Origin of the sequence: Polaribacter sp. WD7, from assembly GCF_003335085.1 — a bacterium.
GTDB lineage: Bacteria > Bacteroidota > Bacteroidia > Flavobacteriales > Flavobacteriaceae > Polaribacter.
In genome coordinates this window covers 1-9,766 of sequence record NZ_QPEJ01000008.1, presented here as the reverse complement: position 1 = coordinate 9,766, position 9,766 = coordinate 1, and the positions used below count along the sequence as shown (strand labels likewise).

7 protein-coding genes and 1 pseudogene are annotated in these 9,766 nt (G+C 30.2%); 7 read left to right on the top strand and 1 reads right to left on the bottom strand.

Annotated elements, in window-relative coordinates; genetic code table 11:
* Positions 1 to 163 precede the first annotated feature (163 nt).
* The 7 genes from DUT90_RS00185 to DUT90_RS00150 all read left to right on the top strand — a co-directional run bounded on the left by DUT90_RS00185 (position 164) and on the right by DUT90_RS00150 (position 9,072).
* Positions 164 to 3,151, top strand: coding sequence for an ELWxxDGT repeat protein (locus DUT90_RS00185; RefSeq protein ID WP_114424698.1), 2,988 nt, complete (start codon positions 164 to 166; stop codon positions 3,149 to 3,151).
* 384 nt (positions 3,152 to 3,535) lie between these two features.
* Positions 3,536 to 3,790: a hypothetical protein gene (locus tag DUT90_RS00175; RefSeq protein ID WP_258848470.1), complete on the top strand. Its 255-nt coding sequence runs from the start codon at positions 3,536 to 3,538 to the stop codon at positions 3,788 to 3,790.
* The gene (locus DUT90_RS00170; RefSeq protein WP_114424696.1) at positions 3,676 to 4,584 is read left to right on the top strand and encodes an IS3 family transposase; all 909 of its coding nucleotides are present in this window, start codon (positions 3,676 to 3,678) and stop codon (positions 4,582 to 4,584) included. Before DUT90_RS00175 ends, DUT90_RS00170 begins: the two co-directional genes overlap by 115 nt.
* Positions 4,585 to 4,645: 61 nt before the next feature.
* A complete protein-coding gene (locus DUT90_RS00165) occupies positions 4,646 to 5,743 on the top strand; it encodes a T9SS type A sorting domain-containing protein (protein WP_258848471.1) in 1,098 nt (365 codons plus the stop codon).
* A 230-nt stretch (positions 5,744 to 5,973) separates the two neighbouring features.
* Positions 5,974 to 6,777: a PD40 domain-containing protein gene (locus tag DUT90_RS00160; protein WP_181858104.1), complete on the top strand. Its 804-nt coding sequence runs from the start codon at positions 5,974 to 5,976 to the stop codon at positions 6,775 to 6,777.
* Positions 6,778 to 7,159: 382 nt separating this feature from the next.
* A complete protein-coding gene (locus DUT90_RS00155) occupies positions 7,160 to 7,825 on the top strand; it encodes a LytTR family DNA-binding domain-containing protein (RefSeq protein ID WP_181858103.1) in 666 nt (221 codons plus the stop codon).
* A 92-nt stretch (positions 7,826 to 7,917) separates the two neighbouring features.
* A complete protein-coding gene (locus DUT90_RS00150) occupies positions 7,918 to 9,072 on the top strand; it encodes an acyltransferase family protein (RefSeq protein ID WP_114424692.1) in 1,155 nt (384 codons plus the stop codon).
* Between the two features lie 591 nt (positions 9,073 to 9,663).
* Here the strand turns inward: DUT90_RS00150 and DUT90_RS00140 are convergent.
* Positions 9,664 to 9,766 (bottom strand): annotated as a pseudogene (locus DUT90_RS00140) (IS1595 family transposase); the annotation flags it as partial.

Sequence of the window (9,766 nt, the reverse complement as noted above, 5' to 3'; positions counted from 1 at the left end):
AAACTAAATTTACCCGAACTAACAATTTAAGAACTAACCGAGTTCAAACTAGTTTTTTGCCTTCTAAACGGCTGAAAAAAATAGCTTGAACGTGTCGAAAATCATCAAAAAAAGGTCAACCTACTTTCAGTATAATACACCAAACGAACAAAAAACATAAGATATGAACTACAGAATTACCTTTTTATTTTTATTTATAACACTTCATTGCACAAATGCACAAACTATTGATGCTAATCTTATAGAATTAAACTTTCATGAAGATAGTGACCCACAAGACTTTATTGCTTTTCAAAATGGGTTTTATTTTACTGCTACTGATGGTAACTTTAAAAATTTTGGGAGAGAATTGTGGTATTCAGATGGAACTTCTGATGGAACTATAATGGTTAAAGATATAAAACAAGGTCGAAACTCTTCGAGTCCAAGATCTCTAGTTATCGTAAACAATATACTTTATTTTACAACCGATGATGGAATTCATGGTTCGGAATTATGGAAAAGTGATGGAACAGAAAATGGCACAGTATTAGTTAAAGATATTCGTCCTAATAATAACAGTTCATACAATGGTCCTACAAATTTGATCGCTTTTAACGGAACATTATTCTTTACCGCTACTAATGATATTGATGGTTACGAATTATGGAAAAGTGATGGGACAGAAACTGGTACCACAATGGTAAAAGATATTAATCCAAATGGAAGTGGAAGTCCTAATGATTTGTTAATTTTTAATAATAGCATTTATTTTACAGCGAATGATGGAATAAACGGAACTGAACTATGGAAAAGTGACGGAACAGAAAATGGGACAGCCATGATAAAAGATATCAACACAAATTACTCTGGATTGAATAGTGGAAATCAATTTTTATCCTTGAATAACTTCTTTTATTTTTTTGCTGACAATGGAACTAATGGCTATGAATTATGGAAAAGTGACGGAACTGAATCTGGAACAACTATTGTGAAAGATATAAGAATAGGTTCTAACTCAAGTGCTAATTCATTGAAAGGGAGCACACTCAATAATATAATTATTTTTGAAGCTAATGATGGAATAAACGGAACGGAACTATGGAAAAGCGATGGAACCGAAGCAGGCACATCAATGGTAAAGAACATAAACAATACAAATTTTAATAGTATATCATATAATAGCAAATATATATCATTCAACAATGAAGTGTACTTCCTAGCAGATGATAATATTCATGGAACTGAAATATGGAAATCAGATGGAACAGAAACTGGTACATCTTTACTTAAAGATATTAATGATGGAAATTCATCTGTATGGATTGAAAAATTCCATTTAGACTATGTAAATAACAAGCTTCTGTTTTTCACAACTAGTACTAATTCATCTGACAGAACACTATGGGTTAGTGACGGTTCATCAAATGGTACGTTTGAGTTATCAGATATTACAGATAGTAACATTTCTGGTTTAGAAGAAAGTTTTGTTACCCTTAATAATGTTACAGTTTTGACTGGAATGAATGAAACAAACGGCAATGAGTTGTGGGTTACAGACGGAACAATTACTGGAACTTCCTTTTTTGCTGATTTGAATTATTCAAATAGTAGTAATGCGAGTAAATTTACAAACGTAGGAGGTGACTTGTTCTTCAGAGCAAGAGGAACAGAATATGGTAACCAATTATTTAAAAGTGATGGAACAGAAAGCGGAACGCAAATCGTTAAAGATATAAATCCTGGACATAATTGTATTGATGACCCTTCAGAAATGAAAGAAATAAATGGTATCTTATATTTTAGTGCAATTGATGGTACACATGGCTATGAACTTTGGAGAAGTGATGGAACAGATAGTGGGACTTTTATGGTAAAAGACATCAGAACTGGTAATCAAAGTAGTATGCAAAACTATAATGAACAACAGAAATTTACAGTTTTAAACGATATTCTATACTTCAATGCTAACGATGGTACACATGGCTTTGAATTATGGAGAAGCGATGGTACTGAAAGTGGAACTTACATGATAAAAGATATAAATATTGGGAACTCAAATAATAATAGTTATCCAAGAGAATTTGTTTTACTTAACAATATTATATATTTCATCGCTCATGATAATACTGGGACAGCTTTATGGACAACTGATGGTACAGAGTCTGGAACTAATAAGATAATTAATTTAAACGATATGAGGGTCCTAAAGTCTGTTAGTAACAAACTGATTATAGTTGCAGAAACCTCTGGAACTAGTTATGGACCTCATGATTTATGGGTTTCGGATGGAACAAATTCAGGCACAAGCCACTTGCAGTCTTTTGGCGATAATATAGATAGTGATATTAGGTTCACAACAATATTGAACGATGTGCTATATTTTGTTGCAAAAAACCCTAATACGGCTCGCAAAGGTTTTTATAAAACAGATGGCACAATTGCTAATACAGTTTTATTATTTGATGGTGCTGCGCACCCTACAATTGGTAATGTAGATATTGATAACATAATTACTTGCGGAAGCTATGTATATTTTGGAGTTCAGGACTATTTTGGTTCTGACCAAGAACTATGGAGAACCAACGGTACAATAACCGAAAAAATTGCTGGACCTGATACAACAGATTTTTCACATATAAGTAATTTAACTTGCTATAATAATAATCTTCTCTACTTAGCTGAATCATTTCCTCATAAAATTTGGATAACTAATGATAATCTTAATGAAGCATTACAATTAGATTTAAATATCTTAAACGGACCAAATTTTGAAAATTATACTTCAATAGAAGAAATGGGAGCAACGGATAATAAACTATATTTTAGAGCTAGAAATGATATTAGCGGTAATGAGCTTTATGTAACAGATATTGATGCTTCGACTTTAAGCGTCAATGATTATGAAATCAATGAAAATACAGATTTTCAATTAGTTAGACTATACCCTAATCCATCTGAAAATTTTATTACAATTAAGTCAATTACAAATTCAAATATTGAAAAATTTGAAATTTGGGATTTGTCAGGAAAAAGAATACATAAAGAATCCAATAGAGAAGTATCTAGTATCACTTACGATACTAACAAATTAGGTGGCGGAATTTATTTTGTGAAAGTTTTTTTAACAGATAATAAAATTGAAACTTTAAAACTAATCGTAAATCATTAACAGTCGATGAAAAATAACGTGTGGTAACAATGGCTATATGCAATTGCTTGTTCTCGCCTACTTCTGAAAATCTTCGCGGATTTTCAGTTTGGTGTCTATTTGCAAAATTAAGTGCTAACCCACGCAACTACTCATAGCCGAGACCGTTGCCATTAAAAATGACCCGTCCTGAATAAAGGCTACATAATTTAACACAATTATGTACAAAAATGACAAAGTAATTAAACGGTATTCTGAACCTTTCAAACTAAAATTTTAGTCGTTGACCAAATCTTAAAAGGTCAAATATCCAGAAGTTATGCTTCTAAAAAATACGAGGTTCCCCGAACAACAATCTCATACTGGATTAGAATTTATAGTACCTTAGCCCAACAAAATATGGGTATGAGTAAAAACGATGAAATTAAAAAACTAAAGGAAAAAATTGAGGAACTTGAGTTTGTAAAAGACTTTCAACAAGACATTATTGCTGACATGGAACTAATCACAGGAGTGGATATGTCAAAAAAGTCGTTACCCAAAACATTAGCAAAAGAGATAGAGCGAAAAAAGAAAGACCGTATCAAAGAAAATGGCTCTATGGATGTTTTGGGATTAGTAAACAAGCCTTCTACAAAAGACTCAAAAAACAACAAGTAGATCATCAAAAACTAATTGTAATGGTAAAGGACTATCGTAAAAAAGTAGGCTCTAAAACTGGAGGAATCAAACTACATAACGAGCTTAAAACTGAGTTTATAAAGGCAGGTATTAAGATAGGTAGAGATAAGTTCTACCGATTCCTAAGACTCAATAATCTTTTGATTCCTAAGTATAAAAACTACATCACAACTACCAACTCTAACCACATGTATAGAAAATACAAAAACCTTGTAAAAGACCAAGTTCCTAACAGACCTGAACAGCTCTGGGTAAGCGACATCACATACATTAAAACTGAAAATGGACACAATTACTTAGCTTTAGTAACTGATGCCTATTCTAAGCAAATCATGGGCTATAAACTTGATAACCATATGAGAACATCACTTTGCTCAGAAGCACTCGCTATGGCCATTAAAAACAGAAAATACCCGAATCAAAAACTCATCCATCATTCTGACAGAGGATTCCAGTACTGCAACCCTAAATACACCGAATCCGCTGAAAGCAATAACATGACCATGAGTATGACTGAGCAATACGACCCTTACGAAAATGCTATTGCAGAACGTATTAATAGAACTTTAAAATATGAATATGGACTCAAAAAAACAATAAAAAATACCAAAACAGCGCAACAATTAACACAACAGGCAGTCTATATTTATAACAATCTAAGAACACATTTTAGCTTAGGTTTAAGAAAACCAGCCGAAGTGCATCTAAATCCGAATATCAAATACAAATCATATCGGAAAAATAAACTAAATTTACCTGAACTAACAATTTAGAAATTGACCGAGTTCAAACTATTTTTTTGCCTTCTAAACGGCTGAAAAAAATAGATTGAACGTGTCGAAAAACATCAAAAAAAGGTCAACCTATTTCAGTATAATACACAAGATGAAAAATACTATTTATATTTTATTATGTTTTTTTATTAAGACATCGCTAAGTTCACAAGTTTCAACATTAGTTTCTAGTAGCTTTCCACAAAGTCTCGATTTTCACGAAAATGAATTATATTATGTTGATCGTTTTTTAGGTAGTATTAACAAAGTAGATGTTAGTATTAACAATCCCACTTCTATAAATTTAATAACAGGATTAGATTATCCACAAAGTATAGCTCTTAATGGTGTCTATTTATTTTATGCTCTTTCAGATGGGATTTATAAAATTAATGTGACTGAGGAACTTCCGAATCCTATTCTTATTGTAAACACCTCTTTTCAAGTAAGATCATTAGCTATTAGAGAGAATGAATTATATTTCCCAGATACTACCAATGGAAATATATCTAAGATTGATATTAATACTAATAATCCATCAATTGAAAATATTATTAGTGGTTTGACTTCTCCAATTGCATTAGAATTTAAAGGTAAAGAACTATACATCTCTCATAATCATGGTACAATTTCAAAAATTGATATTAACTCTGAAACATCTAACATTATAGATATTATAAGTGGTTTAGATTCTCCATATGGAATGGCAATTACTAATAACTATATTTATATTGCAGAATTTAGCCAAAGTCGTATTTCAAAAATTAATATTAATCTGAATAATCCGACAATTGAAGTTATTTTAGAATATCCGAATGTTATAGGACCCGAAGATCTGGCTATTAACAGATCTACCTTGTATATAGCCGAATCGTTTGGCGCTAAAATTTCTAAATTTGATATATCTACTCTTAATTTATTAGAACAAACATCCAATAAATATATACAGATATATCCAAATCCAACTAAAGATTTTATTTTCGTAAAAGGTTTATCTCAAATAAAAAACTTTAGCATCTATAATACTATTGGTCAAAAAGTAATGAGTGGTGTTATTTCAAATATGGAAATGATTGAAACAAAAAACTTATCAAATGGAGTATATTTCTTAAAATTAGACAATGAGACGATTTTAAAATTCGTAAAAAATGATTTCTAACGTTTGCCAACACCGTATATAATTTATTGCTAATTCTAGCCTACTTACGAAAATCCTCTCGGATTTTCTATTTGGTTTTTATTTGCTAAATTAGTTGCTTAAAACACGCAACAAACCGTATACAACAACGTTGTGTGTAATACAGAATGAATAAAGTCAGAATTATTTTAATATTTACATTTAGCTTTTTGAGTTGTAAAAATGAAACCGAAAATGCTAAAATTCAATTTTTGACCGAAATAACACCTAACGATATCCCGATTGAATTTAAGCAAGATTTAATTCCTCAAAACAAACTTATTCACAAAGGAATGTTTAGTCCTGATTTACAAGAATATTACTATACTATTTCTGATAAAAATTTTGAGAAATTTGACGTTTTTGTAATAGAAAAAAATAATAACAATTGGTCTGCACCAAAAAAAGCATTCTTTAACAGCAAACATAATGAACACGGAATGAACTTTTCACCGAATGGGAATACTCTTTATTTCAGTTCAACAAGACCTGTTAATATTGACGGAGTTGTTCAAACTTGGCATATATGGAAATCGGACAAGGTTAATGGGAAATGGACTGAACCAATTTTTGTAAATATTCGAAATTTGAAAGATAAATTGGTTTCTCATCCTACAATTACTAATTCTGGAACTCTATACTTCCACACAAGTAATTTGGATTATAGTGAAATGGATATTTATTACTCAAAAAATGTAAATGGAAAATTTGTAGACGCAGAAAGAATTGAAATAAAATCTAAATTCGGAAAATGTACACCATATATTTCGCCAGAAGAAGATTATTTAATTTTTGCTTCAATTGGAAACGAACTTGACTTGATGATTAGTTATAATGATGGAAAAGGCAAATGGATAGACACTAAAAAATTGAGTGACAAAATTAATAACAAAGGGCAAGGAAATCCATATGTTACACCTGACAACAAATTTCTTTTTTATACAACTGGAGAATATCTAGAAAAGAATTGGAAAGTGAAATGGGTAAATATAGAATCTGAAATAAAAAATAACTAATGCCAACAACGTGTATATTCAATTGCTAGCTTATAGCCTACTTGGGAAAATCCTCGCGGATTTTCCTATCAGTAATTATTTACTTACTTTTAGCTAAACAAAATCGCAACTGAAAATATACACAAAAACGTTGGCGGTAATTGAAAAAACGACCGAGATTGACCTTGAACAGTAAATGAAAATTGAAACCTACATAAGACAACCATATCCCTTTTATTACGAGGAATTGAAAAAAGTGCTTTTCATTCTTTGTTGTATTGCAATAGTTAGTTTTCTTTTTACTTATCTCTTTGAGCCCTTTATTGTTAATGTTAATGAACACAAAATAAATAGTCTTTGGATTGTTTTTTTGCATTCGGTAATTCCGATACCATTAACTTTCGTGTATGTTTATTTTCTAAAAAAATCTGTTAAAAAAATTGAAAACTGGACTTTAGGAAAAGAGTTTTTGCATTTGGCTGTAATACTTTTTCTTATAGGTCTTGCTAGCTTCTTAATTAGAGATTTTATTTACACTAATCCTGATAATTGGACTTTTAGATATTTCTGGGAAGAAATTCGGAATACTTTTCTAGTTGGAAGTTTACTTTTGATAATCATATTACCTCTTAATTTAGAACGTTTAATTTATAAACACTCAACTGTTTTAAAAAAAACACCCATTAATCAGCAAAACTTAAAAGAAGTCAATACAGTTACTAAAATTCAAACGCCAATCGTAGAAGAAAATTTTGAGTTAGATATACAAACTTTTCTTTTTGCAAAAGTGGATGGAAACTATCTCGAAATATTTTACACTACTTCAAACGGTTTTGAAAAACACTTAAAAAGACTAACCCTAAAAGAATTTGATAACCAACTAAGTTCTTTCCCTTTCATTTTTAAGGTGCATCGCTCATACATTGTAAATCTAAAAGCTATCACATCCATTTCGGGAAACGCCCAAGGCTATGTGCTTAATTTCAAAGAATATAATCAAGGAATTGTTCCTGTTTCTCGGTCTAAAATTCAAGACTTTAATCGATTTTATTCAAATATAAGTAAATAACAAGCTTGCATTCCGTCACTTTGGTTTGTCAATTGTCACTTGGCCAGAAATCACATTGATTTTCTTTTTATAATTGCCCAAAAACGAGATTAATGGATACTACAACGAGAAGATACGACTTAGACTGGTTAAGAGTCATCGCAATTTTAGCTGTTTTTTTTCATCATATAGGAATGCCTTTTAACGGAGATGATTTTCATATTATGAATGCTGAATCTAGCAAATTATTAGATGATATAATGGTTTACTTTGAACAATTTAGACTTCCTCTACTATTTTTGATATCTGGTACAGGAACAGTTTTTGCATTTTCTAAGCGAACTTGGAAACAATTTTTTAAAGAACGTACAGGTAGATTGCTAATTCCGTTACTTTTTGGTGTCTTATTTATTGTTCCACCACAAATATATTATCAGCATATTAATGAATTTAGTTCTTATTGGCAGTTATATTCACAAGGAAAGCTTGAAACAAATCATCTTTGGTTTATAGAAAATCTTTATGTAATTTCTATAATTTTAATTCCTCTCATTATCTTTTTCAAATCTAGAAAATCTGAAAAGTTCAAAAACTGGTTTGAAGAAATATCTTCAAATAAGATTGGACTTTTATTAGTAGGTTTGCCTTTGATTTTAGGAACAATGATGCTTAAAAGATATTATCCAACTGGGTCGTCGTCTTTGACTAATCTTTCCGAAACATTCTTTTACATCTACTTCTTTATTACTGGAATTTTGTTCGCGTCTTCACAAATCTTTTGGGACAACCTAAAAAGGTTTAGACGCTTTAATCTAATTGTTGTTATAATTAGCTCACTTTTATTCTATGGTTACTATTTCATCCCAAATAATCTTGTAGAACCCTATTTAAGTATTTCAGTTCGTTGGGATATTTGGTATGGGTTGTGCTGTCTATTAGGATGGAGTTTTGTTCTTGCAATATTGGGATACGGACAGGTTTATTTTAACAAACCAAGCAAATACCTAAAACAAATGAATGAAGCCATTTATCCATTTTATATTTTACATCAAACCGTAATAATAGTTTTTGCATATTACATCATTCAACTTGAGTATAATATTCCTATAAAACTTATCATTCTATTAGTTAGTTCGTTCTTAACAATTGTATGTGTTTATCGTTTCCTAATCTATCCTTTTAAGATAACAAGAGTACTTTTCGGAATGAAAAACCATAGAAATAAATCTATTAAAGAGCCAGTTGCCAACAACGTATATAAAAAATAGCGATTTAAGTACTCAAACGAAATTGAGTTTTGTAAATTTATGGTTAATGTAAAACTGAAAAGTTAGCGTATAAAAATCTACTACTTTTCATATATAAGACCTTTGGTAAAAACTGTTGAAGTGAAGCCAGAAACATCTAGGTGTACACCAAAAAGTCTTGCTCATATCTTTCTCTTTAAATCTGAAACTCTTGAGTTTTGCATTCTAAAACACATTGTGAATTTTGAAAAGTTAAAACGTTTATATAATCAATTCATTTTTCTAGTTGTAGCTGAATATTTTTTTCCAAAAAACTCTTGAATACTCTTCTCTTCTTGTAAAAACGTCGAATTTTACAACGCTGAAAACAAAAAGTTATGTTTTTGGAAAATTCTTCAAAATCTGAAAAATTCTTAGTTTAAAGAAATTGAAGTTGAGTTTCTTTCGGAATCATAACGTTTGAAATACAAAAGTTATGGTATTGGTTAAATTGTAAAAATCTGAAAAATCTTCATTTTAAAGTAAATGGAATTGATCATCTTACGGAATAGAAACGTTTGAAAATGAAAGATATTGAAAATATAAAAAAAAGAATTGAATATCCGTTTTTCATCATGACCCAGTAATGCTAGCAATTACTAGTCTATCAAAGAGTTTTTCACCAAAATATCTTCGATTAAGTTTATAGACGAACTCATTGAGGTATAATTGCAGG

Bases quoted from the DNA above. Each gene is read 5' to 3' on its own strand.
- DUT90_RS00175 (WP_258848470.1), top strand. From the start codon at position 3,536: ATGAGTAAAAACGATGAAATTAAAAAACTAAAGGAAAAAATTGAGGAA.
- DUT90_RS00150 (WP_114424692.1), top strand. From the start codon at position 7,918: ATGGATACTACAACGAGAAGATACGACTTAGACTGGTTAAGAGTCATC.
- DUT90_RS00185 (WP_114424698.1), top strand. From the start codon at position 164: ATGAACTACAGAATTACCTTTTTATTTTTATTTATAACACTTCATTGC.